This window comes from Aeromonas sp. INTO2, from assembly GCF_049860605.1.
GTDB lineage: Bacteria > Pseudomonadota > Gammaproteobacteria > Enterobacterales > Aeromonadaceae > Aeromonas > Aeromonas caviae.
This window is the reverse complement of sequence record NZ_CP187588.1, coordinates 720146-737662: the sequence shown is the minus strand read 5'-3', so window position 1 is coordinate 737662 and position 17517 is coordinate 720146. Positions and strand designations below refer to the sequence as shown.

17 protein-coding genes and 1 riboswitch are annotated in these 17517 nt (G+C 62.8%); of the genes, 4 read left to right on the top strand and 13 right to left on the bottom strand.

All coding sequences use genetic code 11. The features are described 5' to 3' along the window. Positions 1–7 precede the first annotated feature (7 nt). Positions 8–1147, bottom strand: coding sequence for a GGDEF domain-containing protein (locus ACPW74_RS03575; protein WP_010673494.1), 1140 nt, complete (start codon positions 1145–1147; stop codon positions 8–10). Positions 1148–1390: 243 nt separating this feature from the next. Between ACPW74_RS03575 and ACPW74_RS03570 the strand changes: the two genes are divergently transcribed. Beyond that, positions 1391–2788 carry a nucleobase:cation symporter-2 family protein gene (locus ACPW74_RS03570; protein ID WP_408817252.1) on the top strand — a complete coding sequence of 466 codons (1398 nt, stop codon included), beginning with the start codon at positions 1391–1393 and terminating at the stop codon, positions 2786–2788. 100 nt (positions 2789–2888) lie between these two features. Next, a complete protein-coding gene (locus ACPW74_RS03565) occupies positions 2889–3602 on the top strand; it encodes a lipoyl protein ligase domain-containing protein (RefSeq protein WP_128342527.1) in 714 nt (237 codons plus the stop codon). 201 nt (positions 3603–3803) lie between these two features. Here the strand turns inward: ACPW74_RS03565 and ACPW74_RS03560 are convergent, their stop codons facing one another. Beyond that, positions 3804–5180 (bottom strand): sodium:alanine symporter family protein, encoded by a 1377-nt coding sequence (locus ACPW74_RS03560; protein ID WP_336592658.1) that lies wholly within the window; start codon positions 5178–5180, stop codon positions 3804–3806. 107 nt (positions 5181–5287) lie between these two features. Then, positions 5288–5398, bottom strand: a riboswitch (glycine riboswitch). A gap of 506 nt (positions 5399–5904) precedes the next feature. On the opposite strand from ACPW74_RS03560, the gene ACPW74_RS03555 reads away from it, so the two are divergent. After that, positions 5905–7053, top strand: a complete 1149-nt coding sequence (locus ACPW74_RS03555) for a type III PLP-dependent enzyme (protein ID WP_010673490.1) — start codon at positions 5905–5907, stop codon at positions 7051–7053. A gap of 65 nt (positions 7054–7118) precedes the next feature. On the opposite strand, the gene ACPW74_RS03550 is transcribed toward ACPW74_RS03555, so the two are convergent. From ACPW74_RS03550 to yfcD, 3 genes are all read right to left on the bottom strand, one after another. Continuing rightward, positions 7119–8087 (bottom strand): calcium/sodium antiporter, encoded by a 969-nt coding sequence (locus ACPW74_RS03550; protein ID WP_151028559.1) that lies wholly within the window; start codon positions 8085–8087, stop codon positions 7119–7121. A gap of 124 nt (positions 8088–8211) precedes the next feature. Next, positions 8212–8682, bottom strand: coding sequence for a peroxiredoxin (locus tag ACPW74_RS03545; RefSeq protein WP_408817249.1), 471 nt, complete (start codon positions 8680–8682; stop codon positions 8212–8214). A 112-nt stretch (positions 8683–8794) separates the two neighbouring features. Further along, positions 8795–9325: an NUDIX hydrolase YfcD gene (gene yfcD, locus ACPW74_RS03540; RefSeq protein WP_139700539.1), complete on the bottom strand. Its 531-nt coding sequence runs from the start codon at positions 9323–9325 to the stop codon at positions 8795–8797. A 177-nt stretch (positions 9326–9502) separates the two neighbouring features. Here yfcD and ACPW74_RS03535 point away from each other — a divergent pair, with 177 nt between their 5' ends. After that, positions 9503–9718, top strand: a complete 216-nt coding sequence (locus tag ACPW74_RS03535) for a DUF1107 family protein (RefSeq protein WP_041214719.1) — start codon at positions 9503–9505, stop codon at positions 9716–9718. Positions 9719–9813: 95 nt separating this feature from the next. Here ACPW74_RS03535 and ACPW74_RS03530 read toward each other — a convergent pair whose 3' ends face one another. The 8 genes from ACPW74_RS03530 to ACPW74_RS03495 form a co-directional block, all read right to left on the bottom strand. Beyond that, entirely contained in the window at positions 9814–10557 is a 744-nt protein-coding gene (locus ACPW74_RS03530; protein ID WP_010673485.1) for an amino acid ABC transporter ATP-binding protein, read from the bottom strand. 13 nt (positions 10558–10570) lie between these two features. Continuing rightward, positions 10571–11665, bottom strand: coding sequence for an amino acid ABC transporter permease (locus tag ACPW74_RS03525; protein ID WP_221435948.1), 1095 nt, complete (start codon positions 11663–11665; stop codon positions 10571–10573). 9 nt (positions 11666–11674) lie between these two features. After that, positions 11675–12862 carry an amino acid ABC transporter permease gene (locus ACPW74_RS03520; RefSeq protein WP_048208147.1) on the bottom strand — a complete coding sequence of 396 codons (1188 nt, stop codon included), beginning with the start codon at positions 12860–12862 and terminating at the stop codon, positions 11675–11677. Between the two features lie 62 nt (positions 12863–12924). Next, positions 12925–13944, bottom strand: coding sequence for an amino acid ABC transporter substrate-binding protein (locus ACPW74_RS03515; protein WP_052816148.1), 1020 nt, complete (start codon positions 13942–13944; stop codon positions 12925–12927). Between the two features lie 460 nt (positions 13945–14404). Beyond that, the gene (locus ACPW74_RS03510) at positions 14405–14716 is read right to left on the bottom strand and encodes a DUF2845 domain-containing protein (protein ID WP_029313965.1); all 312 of its coding nucleotides are present in this window, start codon (positions 14714–14716) and stop codon (positions 14405–14407) included. Continuing rightward, positions 14701–15714: an ABC transporter permease gene (locus ACPW74_RS03505; protein WP_104451726.1), complete on the bottom strand. Its 1014-nt coding sequence runs from the start codon at positions 15712–15714 to the stop codon at positions 14701–14703. Before ACPW74_RS03505 ends, ACPW74_RS03510 begins: the two co-directional genes overlap by 16 nt. 79 nt (positions 15715–15793) lie before the next feature. Next, positions 15794–16675, bottom strand: coding sequence for an ABC transporter ATP-binding protein (locus ACPW74_RS03500; RefSeq protein ID WP_425858564.1), 882 nt, complete (start codon positions 16673–16675; stop codon positions 15794–15796). 137 nt (positions 16676–16812) lie between these two features. Beyond that, positions 16813–17424 (bottom strand): FKBP-type peptidyl-prolyl cis-trans isomerase, encoded by a 612-nt coding sequence (locus ACPW74_RS03495; protein ID WP_010673478.1) that lies wholly within the window; start codon positions 17422–17424, stop codon positions 16813–16815. Between the last annotated feature and the right edge of the window lie 93 nt (positions 17425–17517).

Below are 17517 nucleotides of genomic sequence, written 5' to 3'. Positions count from 1 at the left end.
GCCGCCCTCAGGCGGCATCCGTTTTTGTGCGCCCTGCATCGCCCGCGGGTTTGCCGGCCTCGGCCACCACGCAGTTGCGACCCGCCATCTTGGCCATGTAGAGGCACTCGTCCGCCCGGTTGAGCAGATCCTCCACCCCCTCGCCACGCTGGGCCAGGGTCAGACCGATGCTCACCGTCACCTCCAGCAGCTCGTCGGAGGTGGGGCTTTTCACCAACCTCGCCTCCACCGCGACCCGCAGCCGCTCCGCCACCCGCTTGGCTTGTGCCAGATCCGTGCAACCGGGCAACAGGATGGCAAACTCCTCCCCGCCGTAACGCCCGAGCACCATGCCGGGCTCCAGTTGTTCCGACAGGGTGGCCGCCACCTCCTTGAGCACCGCATCCCCCGCCAGATGGCCGAAGGTGTCGTTGATGCGCTTGAAGCGGTCCAGATCCAGCAGCAGCACCGCGAAGGGAGCCTGTTTGCGGATCATGGCGGCCCTCGCCTTCTCGAGCTGCTTCATCAGCAGGCGGCGGTTCATCATGCCGGTCAGCTCGTCCGTGGTGGATTCCCGATAGAGTTGCAGCAGCATGTTGAGCTGGCCGCACTGCACCCAGGCGCTGGCGATGGCAAAGAGCCCCAGCAGCCAGACCTGATTGAGGGTCTGCACGCTCCAAAGAGGCTGGCCCACCAGCAACCAGTTGCCCGCCAGCATGGTGGCCAGAATGCCCCCCGCCAGTTGCAGGCTGAGGGAGAGGGGAATGGGGAAGATGGCGAACAGGCTGATGAGCAGATAGGGGAAGGCCATGTAGCCCGCCTGCATCTCCTGATCCGCGCCGAAGCTGTGCAGGCAGATGAGGGAGAAGAGCATCATCACCGCCATCAGGTAGCCCAGCGCCAGCTTCATGCGCTCGCGCTTGAAGTGGATGAGATAGGAGAGGGGGATGAGGGGCGAGAGGGCCAGCAGGCAGAAGATCCTGACCTGGAACAGCGCCTCGAACTGGATGGCTGGCAGGGTCAGCCAGTCCACCAGGGCCCAGCTCGGGAGCCCCGCCATCAGCAGACAGGTGAGCAGCCGCAGCCGCACCGTCATGAAGCCCATCCGGGTCAGGGTAAAATCTTCGGAGTGGGCGCGGGCACTCCAGAACTCCGACAGCTTCAGCATCCAGAGTCTCCATCTTCGAACCGAGGGCTCATTCTACACCGTCCCCATCCTGATGCATTAGCCTCCCTCCCCTTTGTGAGGGATCGGTCTCACACAAACCGGCGGATCTTAATCGCCACAGGAAAACGTTTCAACCCATCAGGAAATAAACGAGTTTGCGCTCAATTAGCGCTGGAAAGCGCGATGCCAATCACTAAAATAGCGCCCAATTTTCTCCCCTCCCCCCACACATTCGAGGTATTTATGGAACAGGCTGCCGCCCCAAGCGCCATCCGAGAGGCCCATCCCCCCAGGCGAGCCCACAGCGAACTGGTCTACGGCATCGAGGATGTCCCCCCCCTGCCCCAGACCCTGTTCGCCGCCCTGCAGCATATGCTCGCCATGTTTGTCGCCATCATCACCCCGCCCCTCATCATCGCCAATGCCCTCGGCCTCCCCGCCGACGACACCCGCTACATCGTCTCCATGTCCCTGGTCATGTCCGGCATCGCCTCCTTCATCCAGACCCGCCGTTTCGGCCCCCTCGGTTCCGGCCTGCTCTCGGTACAGGGCACCAGCTTCAACTTCCTCGGCCCCATTATCGCCTCCGGCCTCGCCCTCAAGCAGGCGGCCATGCCCACCGACGATCTGCTGGGCACCCTGTTCGGCACCATGCTGGCAGCGGCCCTCACCATCGTCGTCATGAGCCGCTTCCTGCACCTGGTCAAACGGATCATCACCCCGCTGGTGACTGGCATCGTGGTATTGCTCATCGGCCTGACCCTCATCAAGGTAGGGCTCATCAGCATGGGGGGCGGCTATGGCGCCCTGGCGGACGGCAGCTTCGCCAGCCACACCAACCTCTTTCTCTCCCTGCTGGTGCTCGGCCTCATCGTGCTGATGCAGCGCAGTCGCAACCCCTGGCTGCGCCTCTCCGCCATCATGATCGCCATGCTGGCGGGCTATGCGGTGGCGCTGCTGCTGGGCAAGGTGGCAGCCCCCACCTTCGACGGCCCCCTGCTGATGGTGCCTGTTCCGCTGCACTACGGGCTCGGCTTTGACTGGCAGTTGTTCGTGCCGCTCGCCATTATCTTCGTGGTGACGGCGCTCGAGGCCATCGGCGACATGACCGCCACCTCCGACATCTCCGGCGAGCCGCTGGAAGGGCCGGTCTACATGGCGCGGATCAAGGGGGGCGTGCTGGCCGACGGCGCCAACTCCATGCTGGCGGCGGTCTTCTCCACCTTCCCCATGTCCACCTTCGCCCAGAACAACGGCGTCATCCAGCTGACCGGGGTGGCCAGCCGCCACGTCGGCCTCTTCATCGCCGCCATGCTGGCCCTGCTCGGCCTGTTCCCGGCGGTGGCGAGCCTGGTGCAACAAATACCTGAACCCGTGCTCGGCGGCGCCACCATCGTCATGTTCGGCACCATCGCCGCCGCCGGGGTGCGCATCATCTCCCGGGAGGAGCTGGACCGCCGCGCCCTGATGATCCTGGCGGTGTCGCTCGCCATGGGTCTCGGAGTGGCCCAGGTGCCCGAGGTGCTGCAACACCTGCCGGAGCTGGCCAGGAGCGTGCTCTCCTACGGCGTCGCCACCGGCGGCCTCACCGCCATCCTGCTCAATCTGCTGCTGCCCAGGCGCGCCGCCCCCCGGGCCTGAGGCCCCGCCATCCTTGCACCAAAGCCCCGCCACGCGGGGCTTTACCTTGTTTGCCCCCGCGCGTACTGTGCTTGGCAGCCTCTGCCAAAGGATGCCTCTCATGCCTTATACCCTGCTGCCCCCGCCGCCCGCCCACCAGACACCCGACCAGATCCTGGCCGAGGAGCAGCGCTGGCTGCGGGAGTGCGCCGGTGACGGCGAGCCCAGAGCCCTCCTCTGGCAGGGCCCCCAATGCCTCATCGTCACCCGCAAGGATACCCGTTTGCCCCGCTACCAGGCCGCCTGCGAGCAGCTGGCCGCCGAGGACTGGCCGGTGTTCGTGCGCGACAGCGGCGGCACCGCCGTGCCCCACGGCGCCGGCATCCTCAACCTCTCCCTCATGCTGCCCCGCACCACCACGGATCTGGCCCACTACTACCGGCTGCTGGGGGCGCCCCTGCTCGCCCTGCTGGAGGAACACGGTCTTGCGGGCAGCTACGACTTCGTGCCCGGCTCGTTTTGCGACGGCCAGTACAACCTGGTGATCGGAGGGCGCAAGGTGACCGGCACAGCCCAGCGCTGGCTGGCGCCGGGCCGGGATCACGACGGCGCCGTGCTGGCCCAGGCCATGCTGCTGGTGGCGGGGGATGTGGACGAGGGCACCCGGATGGCGAGCCGCTTCTACGAACTGGCCGGGGGCGAGCTGCGCTTTGCTCCGGGCACCTCCACCACCCTGGCCCACGCCATTGGCTGGCAGGGGGATGAGGCGGCCCTGGTGAGCCGGGTGAGCAGGGCGCTGGCGCAGCGGCTCACCGGAGATATTCCCTCCCCCTGACCCTCTTTGGGTGACAAGCGCCGCCATTCATTGCGTAAAATGCAAAAAAGCCACGATGAGCGTCGTGGCTTTTGCGTATTTCGCACAGATATTGTCAGAGGAGCCGGGATCAAGCCCCGGGTTTTGCCATCCCAGCCCGGATCCCGGTTGACACCATGGACAGGAGCCCGGTGACAGGACTTCCCGCAGGCCCGCTTCTCATCAGGCCGTCTGCGGCTCGGGCTCGGACTCCGTATCCCGGTCCCGGCTGAAGTAGGCGCGGGTCTCGGCAATCACCACGTGGCGCAGGCCGATGAGGCCGATGAGGTTGGGCACCGCCATCAGGCCGTTGACGATGTCGGCCAAGAGCCAGATCAGGTCCAGATGGAGGAAGGCACCGCTCGCCACCAGCACCAGATAGATGAGGCGGTAGGGTTGGATCGCCTTCACCCCGAACAGGTACTCGGTGCAGCGCTCGCCGTAGTAGTTCCAGCCAAGGATGGTGGTAAAGGCGAAGAACAAGAGGCCGATGCTCACCAGATACTGGCCCACATGGGCATCCAGCCCCTGGGCAAAGGCCAGACTGGTCATGGCCGCACCGCTTGCATCGCCGCTCCACACCCCGGTCACCACCAGCGTCAGGCCGGTCATGGTGCAGATGATGAGGGTGTCGATGAAGGTGCCGGTCATGGAGACCAGCCCCTGCTCCACGCAGGAATCGGTCTTGGCCGCCGCCGCCGCGATGGGGGCCGAACCCAGGCCCGACTCGTTGGAGAAGACCCCGCGCGCCACCCCGGACTGGATCGCCAGCATGATGCCGGCGCCGACGAAACCGCCGGTGGCCGCATGGCCGGTGAAGGCGCTCCCGATCACCAGCATGACCGCATCGGGCAGGGCGCCTGCATTGTTCACCAGCACCCCGGCACAGGCGACGATGTAGAAGATGGCCATGATGGGCACCACCTTGCTCGACACACTGGAGATGGACTGGATACCCCCCAGGGTCACCAGCGCCACGATCAGGGTCAGCACCACGGCGGTCACTTCACGGGGTACCGAGAAGGAGAGGCTCATGGCATCACTGATGGCGTTGACCTGGGGGAAGGTACCGATGCCGAAGAAGGCGACGCCGATGCCGAACAGGGCAAACAGCTTGGCGAGCGGCCTGGAGCCGAGCCCCTTCTCCAGATAGTACATGGGGCCACCTGCCATCTGGCCGTTGGCGTCCTGCTGGCGATATTTCACCGCCAGCAGGCACTCGGCGTACTTGGTGGCCATGCCGAACAGGGCGGCCATCCACATCCAGAACAGGGCGCCCGGGCCGCCGAGCTTGATGGCGGTGGCGACCCCGACGATGTTGCCGGTGCCGATGGTGGCGGAGAGGGCGGTGCACAGGGCACCAAAGCTGGAGACATCCCCTTGCTTGCCCTGCCCCTGATCGCGGCCAAAGACCAGCTTGAGGGCCAGCGGCAAACGCACGATCTGAAGCAGACCCAATCGCCAGGTGAGATAGATACCGGTCCCGACCAGCAGGATCAGCAGGGGGGGACCCCAGATAAAGCTATCGATGGCGGCGAGCGCCGATTGAATTGATGACATGCATCCTCCTTAAAAAACAACGATTAAGGAGGAGAAGGATGATCTTCCCATAGGTATCGCGATCAACCAGAGGCGATCGGATGCGGGCCAAGCCCAGGTACAACCATCCCATCCCCTCTGTCCTTTTGCCTGAGAGTTTCCGGCGCCAGATTGCGATGCAATCACGGTACCTTGCTCCTTCGGCGCCCGATTCAACGGGTCTCTCCAGAGTATCGTCCAGTAGCAGTCCACACCGGTTGCCCGGTACCTGAAAGATTCACTTCTTCGGTGGATGGTTGCCCATCGCTCTCCTGCTACCTTCATCCGAACTAGTTTGGATCAGGAAGCGGGCATGGTAATCCAAAAAATGTGAGCTGTCTCGCACTCCCTGGCCCCGGCGCCCCCTTTTTACCTGGCCTCAACCCCCAGGCCTGATGTTATTAGTTCGTTAACTATCAACAGCTTATCAAGCTCCCTTCGGAGGTGCTCCCCATCACGGCCCTGATCGCTCCCCGTATCAAGAGCCTGTTTCGTCTCGACCAGAAAAACTTGCCGACATATCCAATCAAAATGCTTGCACACAAACTCAATAAGCCGATAATCCCGCGCATAACTAAGCACTTTGCAAGGGAGTTATGCAATGTGCCTGGTGGGTCCCTCCGGACCGCTCGCCTGAGCCGGCCGTCGCCGGTTCAATCGCATATGGCTTGGGCATATCACGCCCCCTAAGGACTATCAAAAGAGAATGAACGAGACCCTGGTCGCACAAGATTACCGTCAGTTGGTTGAACAATTCGGCTCCCCCCTGCTGCTGCTCGACAAGGCAGCCGTCCGCAAACAGTATCGGGCCCTGGCCGCCGCCCTGCCCGATGTGCGCTTGCATTATGCACTCAAGCCCCTGCCCCACGAGGCGGTGGTCTCTGTCTTGAAGGAAGAGGGGGCCTGTTTCGATCTGGCCACCAATGGCGAAGTGGATCTGGTGCGCAGCCAAGGGGTTCGCCCGGGACGCTGCATCCATACCCATCCCATCAAGCGTGACAGCGACATCCGTTATGCCCTGGAATTCGGCTGCACCGTGTTTGTCTATGACAACCCGCTGGAGCTGGAAAAGTTCCTGCCCTACAAGGATGAAGTGAAACTGCTGCTGCGGGTCAGCTTCCCCAACCCCGAGACCAAGGTCGATCTTTCCAAGAAGTTCGGCTGCACCCCGGAGCAGGCATTGCCGTTGCTGCAACTGGCCCAGGCCAAGGGGATCAAGGTGATGGGGCTGTCGTTCCACGTCGGCTCCCAGGTGCCCCACGCCCGTCGCCACGTGCAGGCCATCGACGCCTGCCGCGAGATCATGGAGCAGGCCTGGGAGCTCGGGCTCAAGCCCTGGGTGCTGGATATCGGCGGCGGCTTCCCGGTGGACTATGACGGCGGCGAGTTCGACATCGACGGTTTCTGCGCCCCGATCCGCGAGGCCCTGGCCAAGCTGCCCGCCACGGTACAGAAGATTGCCGAGCCGGGCCGCTTCATCAGCGCGCCGGCCATGACCTCGGTCTCCAGCGTGATGGGCAAGGCCCACCGCGGCGACAAGATCTGGTACTACCTGGATGACGGCCTCTACGGCAGCTACAACGGCCAGCTCTACGACCACGTCACCTACCCGGTGAGCACGCCCTATGCCCACGGCGAACTGCACAATGCGGTGCTCTCCGGCCCCACCTGCGACAGCGTGGACGTCATCCGCGACAGCATCATGCTGCCGGATCTCGAGATCGGCGAGCTGGTGGTGGGTCGGGTGATGGGGGCCTACACCTGGGCCTCCGCGTCCACCTTCAACTTCTTCCCCAAGGCGAGCATCCTGATCCTGGACAGCGCCCAGAAGCAGAAGCTGGTTGCCGTGGCCTGAGACCAGGCCCCGCGCACAAAAAAGAGGGGACGCCGCGGCGTCCCCTCTTTCATTTCATCATCAGACTAGATGAACTGGCTCGTCAGCAGCCAGCCGGTGTAGGCGACGAAGCAGGCGAGCAGCACGCCCCCCTCCAGCCGGTTGATGCGCCCCTGCCCCTTGCGGCCCAGACACATCATCAGCAGCAACAGGGTCAGCCCCATCATGATGCTCCAGTCGCGGGAAAGCACTTCGGGCGCCACCTCGAGCGGGTGGATGCCGGCGGCGATGCCCACCACGGCCAGGGTGTTGAACAGGTTGGAACCCAGCACGTTGCCAAGGGCCAGATCGTGCTCGTTCTTGCGGATGGCGATGAGGGACGATGCCAGCTCCGGCAGGGAGGTCCCCACCGCGACTATGGTCAGGCCAATCACCAGATCGCTGATGCCAAAGCCCTGGGCGATGGTCACCGCCCCCCACACCAGCAGACGGGAAGCCCCGATCAGCAGCACCAGGCCGACGATGAGCCAGAGGATGGCGCTCTTGAGAGACATCCCCTCGGAGACGATGTCCTCCTCGGTATCCGTATCCAGCGCATCCCCCTTGCCGTTCATGCCGGCCCAGATGGACCAGCCCATCAGCACTGCGAACACGGCCCCCAGAATGGCGGCATCCATCCGGCCCAGATTGCCATCGATGAGCAGGGCGCCGGAGAGCAGGGTGATGCCGAGCAGGATGGGGATCTCCTTGCGCACCACCTGGGAGGCGACGGCGATGGGGCTGATCAGGGCGGTCAGACCCAGGATCAGGGCAATATTGGTGATGTTGGAGCCATAGGCATTGCCGAGCGCGAGCCCGGGATTGCCCTGGGAAGCCGCCAGCGCGGAGACCACCATCTCGGGGGCCGAGGTACCAAAACCGATGATCACCATGCCGATCAGCAGCGGCGGCATACCGGCGTAACGGGCGGTGGCGGCGGCGCCGTCCACGAACTTGTCGGCACTCCAGACCAGCAACGCCAGTCCGGCAATCAAGGCAACAAAAGCCAGGGTCATATTGTTCTATCTCATCCACGGCAAACACGAGAGCCAGGCAAGTTGCCTGGCTCCATCCAAACGCGGCCTCAGTGTAACGGGGCCGCTTGCTATTTCAAGGTGTAATCAAACGCCGATTAATCTTTCACAGCGCCGCCAGCAGGCTCTGGGCATCCGACACCTCGAACTTGCCCGGCGCCTCCACGAAGAGCCGCTCCACCACACCATCGTTGGCGATGAGAGCGAAACGCTGGGCCCGCACGCCGCCGAAGGCCCCGGTCTCCTTGGCAAGACCCAGTGCCCGGGTCCAGCTGCCGTCACCGTCCGCCAGCATGGTGATGTCAGAGGCGTTCTGTGCCTCCTGCCACGCCTTCATCACGAAGGCGTCGTTGACCGACAGACAGCACAGTTCCACCCCCTTGGCCCTGAACTGATCGGCCAGCACCACGTAGCCCGGCAGGTGGGCGTTGGAGCAGGTGGGGGTGAAGGCGCCGGGCACCGCAAAGAGCACCACCCGCTTGTCGGCAAACAGGGCCTGGGTATCCTTCACCTGCTTGCCCTCGGCGGTGATAAAGGTAAATTCCCCTGCGGGCAGGGATTGACCGACCGTGATCATGATGACGCATCCTTCTGTGGTTCAAAGAGGCCCAGTCTACCCCATTCCACCAGAAGGCGAAGGGGTCCATCGAGCAGCAACAAAGCGATCGGGGAGCGAACGCCTGTCGCCCCTATTTCTGGCCTGATGGCAGGCGCCTTGCCTGCCAGGTGGCGATGGCGAGCAGGGAGTCGGGCGTGAACTCGCCCGCCCGATCGGCTATCTCGCCCAGGCTCATCCAGTGCACCTCGCTCACCTCTTCGGCCTGCAGTTGCAGCGGCCCCTGATAGTGACAACTGAACAGGCCGCCCCAGACCCGGTAGCGGCTGCCCCTCGCCTCCCCTTCGGCATAGAAGGTGCCGTAATCCTGTAGGGGCACGTCGCGGATCCCCAGCTCCTCGGCCAGCTCACGCCGGGCGGAAAGGGCCATGGCCTCCCCCGTGGTCACCACGCCACCGGCGCAGGCATCCAGCATGCCGGGGCAAAAATCCTTGCTCGGGGTGCGCCGCTGCACCAGGATGCGCTCAGCCTCATCCAGCACCAGGATGTAGCTGGCACGATGGCGCAGGTTTTCCTGACGCACCCTGGCGCGCTCGGCCACCCCGATCACCCTGTCCTGCTCGTCTACTATGTCCACCCACTCCACGTGCGGCACCTTTGTCATGTCTGCAATGGTCGCAGTATATCGGGCCCCGGACCCGGACTCTCACTACTTTTTCAACGCCGGGGCTGCACGCCAGTCGATCACAAGGCAGATTCATACAAATCTTTATCAAGTGTCACATCAGTGTCACGGTCCGTCGGCATAGTGTGCCCTGTCCAAACAACAGGGTCTCTTGCCATGAAGGTGTTCAAGCAGTGGTCTCCCCGTCGAATTGCTCGATATATCAAGAGCTTCCATCATGGAAGTTTCATTGTTGAAGCACTGGGGCGGTTTGAGTTTCAAGGGGGGATCATCGATGTGAAGCCGTTGAGCTGTCATCAGGCGCTGAGCCTGGCCCGGCAGATCAACCTGGCCGTGCGCGATCTGCGCACCACCACCCTGTTGCCGGGCTGACATACTCCTTTCTGTCTGTCGTCGACTTCCATATACACATTTGCCCGCCGCTCATTCGAGCGTGCGGGCTGTTTTTCTGAAGGTTGTGCCCTGCCTCAGTGCTGCAGGATCTGGGAGAGGAAGAGCTTGGTCCGATCGGACTGGGGGTTGTCAAAGAACTGATCCGGCACGTTCTCTTCGATGATTTGCCCCCGGTCCATGAAGATCACCCTGTCCGCCACCTGCTTGGCAAACCCCATCTCGTGGGTGACGCAGAGCATGGTCATCCCCTCGTGGGCCAGCTCCACCATCACATCCAGCACCTCCCGCACCATCTCGGGATCCAGCGCAGACGTCGGCTCGTCAAACAGCATGACCTGGGGATTCATGCAGAGACTGCGGGCGATGGCGACCCGCTGCTGCTGGCCACCGGAGAGCTGCCCCGGATACTTGAGCGCCTGTTCGGGGATCCGCACCCGGCGCAGGAAGTTCATGGCGATCTCCTCGGCCTCCTTGCGCGGCAACTGCTTGACCCAGATGGGCGCCAGGCAACAGTTCTCCAGCACGGTCAGATGGGGGAAGAGGTTGAAGTGCTGGAACACCATGCCCACCTCCCGGCGCACCGTCTCGATGTTCTTGAGATCGGAGGTCAGGGCCGTGCCCTTGACCAGGATGTCTCCGCTCTGGTGCTCTTCCAGCCGGTTGATGCAGCGGATCATGGTGGACTTGCCCGACCCCGATGGTCCGCAGATGACGATCTTCTCCCCTCTGCCCACCTGCAGGTTGATGTTGCGCAGCACGTGAAACTCACCGTACCACTTGTTGACCTCTTTCAGTTCGACAACTGCGTCCGTTTTCATATCAGAACGACTCCTAATGCTTGTGACCCGTGTTGAGTTTGCGCTCCAGATAGATGGAGTAGCGGGACATGCCAAAACAGAACATCCAGAAGATCATGGCGATAAAGACATAAGCTTCGGTGGAATACCCCAGCCAGGCCGGATCCGCCAGGGCCACCTTGGAGATGGCCAGCAGATCGAACAGCCCGATGATCAGCACCAGGCTGGTGTCCTTGAACAGGGAAATAAAGGTGTTCACCAGGGAAGGAATGGTGATCTTGAGGGCCTGGGGCATGATGATGAGGCCCATCACCTTCCAGTAGGAGAGCCCCAGGGCATCCCCCGCCTCATATTGCCCCTTGGGGATCGCCTGCAGCCCCCCTCTCACCACCTCGGCCACATAGGCCGCCTGGAACAGGATGATGCCGATGAGCGCCCGCAGCAACTTGTCGAGCTCCACCTCGGTACTCATGAACAGTGGCAGCATGACGGACGCCATGAAGAGCACAGTAATGAGCGGCACCGCCCGCCAGAACTCGATGTAGACGGTACAGAGGCTGGAGATGACCGGCATGTGGGAGCGACGCCCCAGTGCCAACAGGATGCCGAACGGCAGTGCGACCACTATGCCCACCACCGCCAGCACCAGGGTGAGCATCAGCCCGCCCCAGCGGTTCGTTTCCACCACCTCCAGCCCCGCTCCCCCATGGATGAGGAAGAAGGCGATGACAGGGAACACCAGCAGGGTGAAGAGCGCCAGCCACCCCTTGCGCGGGGTCTTTGGCCAGATGAGCAAGGCCAGCAGCACCGCCAGACCGGCGAAGGTCAGGTTGATGCGCCAGTACTGATCGGCCGGGTAGAAGCCATAGAGATACTGCCCCAGCCGGCTCTCGATGAAGATCCAGCAGGCACCGCCCTGGACGCAGGACTCGCGACTGCTCCCCTGCCAGGTGGCCGAGAACAGCGCCCAGTCCAGTGCAGACCAGATGAGTGGCAGCAGCAGATAGGCCAGCACCAGGGTCAGCAGGCCGTTCCACCAGTTGGGGAAAAGGTTCTGCCTGATCCAGGCGAGCGGCCCCCGACGGTGGTTGGGAGGCGGCAGCGCCTCCTGCAATTCATTCACGAACATGACAGCTCCCTAGCGCTCAACCAGCGTCATTCTGCGGTTGTAGATGTTCATCAGCACCGAGGTGGTGATACTGATGACGAGATAGACCCCCATGGTCATGGCGATGACCTCGATGGCCTGCCCTGTCTGGTTGAGAGTCGTCCCCATGAACACCGAGACCAGATCCGGATAGCCGATGGCGGTCGCCAGGGAGGAGTTCTTGGTGAGGTTCAGATACTGGCTGGTCAAGGGAGGGATGATGACCCGCATGGCCTGGGGAATGATCACCAGCCGCAGCGTCTTGGTGGGCGAGAGCCCGAGGGCGGAAGCCGCCTCAGTCTGACCCTTGCTGATGGCCAGGATGCCGGATCGCACTATCTCGGCGATGAAGGCCGCCGTATAGATGGTGAGCGCCAGCAAGAGGGCCGCGAGCTCCGGCAGCACCGTCAGCCCCCCCCGGAAGTTGAACCCTTGCAGCGCAGGCACGCTCCAGCTGAGCGGGCTGCCCGCCAGCAGGAAGGTGATCCCCGGGAGCAGCATGACCAGGGCGGCCACACAGCGCCAGAACGGGAAGATCCTGCCGGTCAGGGCCTGACGGCGGCGAGCCCAGCGGCCCAGCCCCCAGCTCAGCAGCACCGCCAGCACCAGTGCCCAGAGCACGTAGCCGAATCCCTCTTCGAACAGGGGCTTGGGCAGATAGAAGCCCCGCACGTTGAGGAAGGCGAGCCCGCCTATATCCACGCTCTGACGCGGGGAAGGCAGGGTACGCAGCACCGAGAAGTACCAGAAGAAGATCTGCAGCAGCAGCGGGATGTTGCGAAACGTCTCTATGTAGACGGCCGCTATCTTGGCCACCAGCCAGTTGCGCGACAGGCGCGCGACCCCGAGTGCGAACCCGAGCAGGGTGGCAAACAGGATGCCGAGCACGGAGACCAGCAGGGTGTTGAGCAGGCCCACCACGAAGGTGCGACCAAAGGTATAGGTCTCGTCGTAGGGGATGAGGCTCTGCAAGATGCCGAAACCGGCCGTGTTGCCCAGAAAATCAAAGCCTGTGGTAATACCACGGGTGGCCAGATTGGTCAGGGCATTGTTGACGATGTAGAACAGAAACCCGATAACCGCCGCGATGGCCAGGCACTGGAAGAGCAGCGCCCGCACCTTGGCGTCATACCACCAGCGGCCCTGTTCTTTCCTATGGTTTGATGCGTGTAACGCCATGAGGATAACTCCGACAAAGCCAGGGAAAACATGGGGGGCCAGGCCCCCCGGTGACTGTCGACTCAGCGGATGGGTGGCGCGTACATCAGACCGCCCTTGTTCCAGAGGGCATTGATGCCGCGATCAATCTTGAGGGGGGAACCGGCACCGACGTTGCGATCGAAGGATTCACCGTAGTTGCCGACCTGTTTGACGATGTTGTAGGCCCATTTGTCATCCAGCCCCAGCACAGTCCCTTTGGGCTCTTCCAGCCCCAGCAGACGACGGATGTCAGGGTTGGTGGACTTGAGCATCTCGTCCACGTTGGCAGAGGTGACTCCGGCCTCCTCGGCATTGAGCATGGCGTTGAGGCTCCAGCGCACCACCTTGAACCACTGCTCGTCACCCTGACGCACGGCTGGGCCCAGCGGCTCCTTGGAGATGACCTCCGGCAGCACCACGGCTTCCTCTGGCTTGGTGAGCTTGATCTTGAGGGCATAGAGCTGGGACTGATCCGAGGTCAGCACGTCACAGCGGCCAGCTTCGAAGCCCTTGACGGTCTGATCCGAGGTATCGAACACCACTGGGGTGTACTTCATGCCGCCATTGGCGCGGAAATAGTCGGCCAGGTTGAGCTCGGTAGTGGTACCGGACTGGATACAGACGGCGGCACCGTCAAGCTCCTTGGCGCTCTTGACCCCGAGGGACTGCTTGACCAGGAACCCCTGCCCGTCGTAGTAGTTCACCCCGGCGAACGTGAGGCCCAGCGACCCATCCCGGGTCAGGGTCCAGGTGGTATTGCGCGAGAGCAGATCCACTTCCCCGGACTGCAGGGCGGTAAAGCGCTCCTTGGCGGTGAGGGAGACATACTTGACCTTGCTGGCGTCCCCCAGTACCGCGGCGGCCACGGCGCGGCACACGTCCACGTCGAGCCCGGTCCAGGTTCCCTTGGCATCCGGGTTGGAGAACCCGGGCAGGCCGTCACCGACCCCGCACTGCACGAATCCCTTCTTCTTGACGGCATCCAGCGTACCGTCCGCCCACGCATTGGCTGCCATCAGCGACAGCGCCATCACCATACCTGCCTTGTGTATCTGCTTCATGTCACTCTTCCCTGTGGTTTGATTCGAACAGGCATCAAAATCTAGCGAGATGCCATCGTTTCCCTGCTTTTTGGCAGCTTATCCAGCCGCAGAAAAACCTGTCAATCGGTGCAATCCGGCCCAACCATGGTGCAACAGAACAAAATATCTAAACGGGGGAATATGCACTCTCAGAATCAAAAGTAGACCCTTATTTGCCAAATAGCCTGCTGCTTAAAACCCTTCATGGCATGAGGATTATTTTTCGAAAATAAATCGGCTGCACCGCATTGGGGCAGCCATTTCTGCTGACAACTGACTCATCAGATTCGGTTTTATGCCAAAAGCACCAGAGTGAGGCAGCATGACCCCATATGGAAAAATGGCGATAACAGGCAGGGAAAAGAAACAGAAAAAGAGGTAAAAGGCGGGGAAATGGCGACCTCATCTCCCGCAGGCTGGGCTTCAGAAAACCAGGAGGTCATCCTCCCCGTGGACCATCCGCAATGTCGGTGATGACGCCGTTTTCGACGGTGACAAACTGCATGAATTCCCGCTTGCCGAAGTTGTAGGTCCAGCGCTCGGCATACTTGACCGTTACTCTCGCCCCGAAGCCGTTCTCCTCGAAGCGGGTGAGATCTTCCTTGAGCATCGGTTGGCCGCAGCGAACCAGCAGCTCTGCCGTGGTGTCTCCCTCGGTCAGCAAAGCGTTCTTGCAACGCAGGGTACCTGCCTGCACAGGCAAGGCCGCCACCAGCAACAACCACAGAACAGGTTTCATTTTGCACTCCATTTGAACAGCATGGCGCCCAGCGAGATGCACACCAGGGCGAACACCATGACCTGACCCAGAGGGCCTGCCACCTCCTGCCATCCCGCCCCTTCCAGCATCACGGCGCGGGCTGCTTCGATGATCTGGCTGAGGGGCAGCCTGGCCGCAAGCTGCTGCAGCCAGGCGGGCGCGCCTTCCAGCGAGAACCAGACACCGGATAAAAACATCATGGGCAAGCTGATGAGATTGAGCAAACCGCTCGCCAGCTCCTCGTTCTGCAGGCGAGCGGCGATGAGCAGGCCAAGGGAGGCCATGGCCGTTCCTCCCGCCAGAGCGATCACCAGCAGCAGCCACCCCGACCCGATGAGGGGCACATCCAGCAGCCAGTAGGCCGCGCAGAAGACCAGCAGGCTCACCACCAGGGTGATCAGCACCCGTGACAGCAACTGGGCGAAGAGAAACTCCAGCGCGCCGAGCGGCGTGGCTCGCAGCCGTTTCAGCACCCCGTTCTTGCGATAACGCACGATGACAAACCCGACCCCGAACAGGCCGGAGAACATCAGGTTCATGCCGATCACCCCGGGCAGCAGCCAGTCGCCGTAGCGGATGGCGCGCCCGCTCAGGGTCTCTCTTTGCAAGGGCACCTGCACCGCCTGGCGCAGCAGATACTCGGCCATGGCCCCCTGAGGGGCGTCCGGGTTTATCCAGTAACGCCCCCCGGCGGGTGAAAGCAGCAGGTCCAGCTGATGGTGACGGACCTTGAGCTGGCCTCTCGACGCCTCGTCATAGGGGATGATCTTGAGCAGCGGCACGGCGCGCAGCGGGGCATAGGTTGCGGGCAGTTCCCCCACCACCCCGATCTGCACCAGCGGTTTGGGCGGGCCGGAGAAGATGAGGGAGAAGCCGATGACCAGCAGGAGCGGGAAAAGCAGGTTCCACACCAGGGCCGCGCGATCGCGTACGAACTCGAGGGTACGGGCATAGAAGAGCGCCCCGATGCGCTTGAGGGATCCCTTCATCGTCCACTCCCGGGATTGCATGTCGGCAAGGCGTACCACAGCCCGGAGGCCACGGTCAGACAGAACTCGGTCATCCCTCTCATGCGCCGCTCCGCAGGCTGTGGCCGGTCAGGTTCAGGAAGAGATCCTCCAGATTGGGGGAGCGCACCTGCATGCCGGTGAGCGGCACACCAAGATCCAGCAAGGCTGGCAGCAGGGTCGCCACGTCGGGGCAACAGAGCTCCACCTGATCGCCAACCGGACGCAGGGGATAGCCGAGCCCAGCCAGGGCCGGGTGGCCCCCAAGACGCACCAGCACGCCATCAAAGTGTTGCGCCAGCAAGGCGGCCGGCGTGTCCAGACTGAGCAGGTGACCGTGATCGACGATGGCAATCAGATCGCACAGCTGCTGCGCTTCGTCCATGTAGTGGGTGGTGAGCACCACCGTCTTGCCCTGGGCCTTGATCGCCTCTATTCGCTGCCAGAAGTGGTGGCGCGCCTGGGGATCCAGTCCTGTGGTGGGCTCATCCAGAAACAGCAGTTCGGGATCCCCGAGCAGGGCCAGGGCCAGCAGCAGGCGCTGACGCTGGCCCCCCGAGAGCTTGCGACTGTCCCTGTCGATGAACTCGCCCAAGGCGCACAGATCGATGAGCAGCTCCCGTGGCAAGGGATTGGGGTAGAGGCTGGCGAACAGGCGCAGGGTATCGCGCACCGTCAGGAAATCCTGCAGCGCCGTGTGCTGGAACTGGATGCCGATGCGGGAGCGATAATCCGGGCCGCGCGGGGCGCCGTGAAACAGGATACGGCCGCTGTCCGGGGTGAGGATCCCCTCCAGCAACTCTATGGTCGTGGTCTTGCCCGCCCCGTTCGGGCCGAGCAGGCCGAAACAGCTGCCGACGGGAATGGCAAAGCTGAGCCCGTCCACCGCCTTGACGCCGGGGAAGTGCTTGACGAGATCGACGACCTCGATGATGGCTGCCATGGCGTGTCTCCCTCACATGGCCGGAATGGACGACGCTCTGACTATATCCAAATCCCCGCCGAAGGCACATGGCCCGTTTGGGCGGTCCAAAAACAAACGGCGACCTCAGGGTCGCCGTTTGCATCACGCCAGCCGGATCACAGGATGTCCAGCAGCTCCACTTCGAATACCAGAGCGGAGTACGGCGGGATGGAGCCGGCGCCACGGGCACCGTAGGCCAGATCCTGCGGAATGTAGAGCTTCCACTTGGAGCCAACCGGCATCATCTGCAGCGCTTCCACCCAACCGGCGATCACGCCGGTCACCGGGAACTCGGCCGGTTGGCCGCGCGCAACGGAGCTGTCGAACACGCCACCGTGGGTGAAGGTACCGTGGTAGTGCACACGCACGGACTGACCGGCAACCGGCACGGCGCCATTGCCTTCGACCATGACTTCATATTGCAGACCGGAGTCGGTGGTCTTCACTTCGGCGCGCTTGGCGTTGTCGGCCAGGAAGGCTTCGCCTTCGGCGGCAGCGGCCTTGGCGGCAGCTTCCTGCTCTTCCTGCATGCGGGCGGTGATCACCTGGAAGGCATCGTTGATATCGTCACGGCTGACCGCGAACTCCAGGCCGTTCAGGGCATCTGCCAGACCTTGTTGCAAGGCCGGGATATCCAGACCGGCGAAGGCTTGCTGAGCCAGTTGGTCGCCCATGTTGCGGCCGATGCCGTAGCTGGCCTTCTGTTCGATAGAGTCGTATTGGGACATTGAGAGGTTGCTCCGGGTCCTGATGGTAAAAGAGACGGGATGATAACAGACTTTTTTGCACCGTGCTGCCAAGACACCCCTCAATTGCCCGCC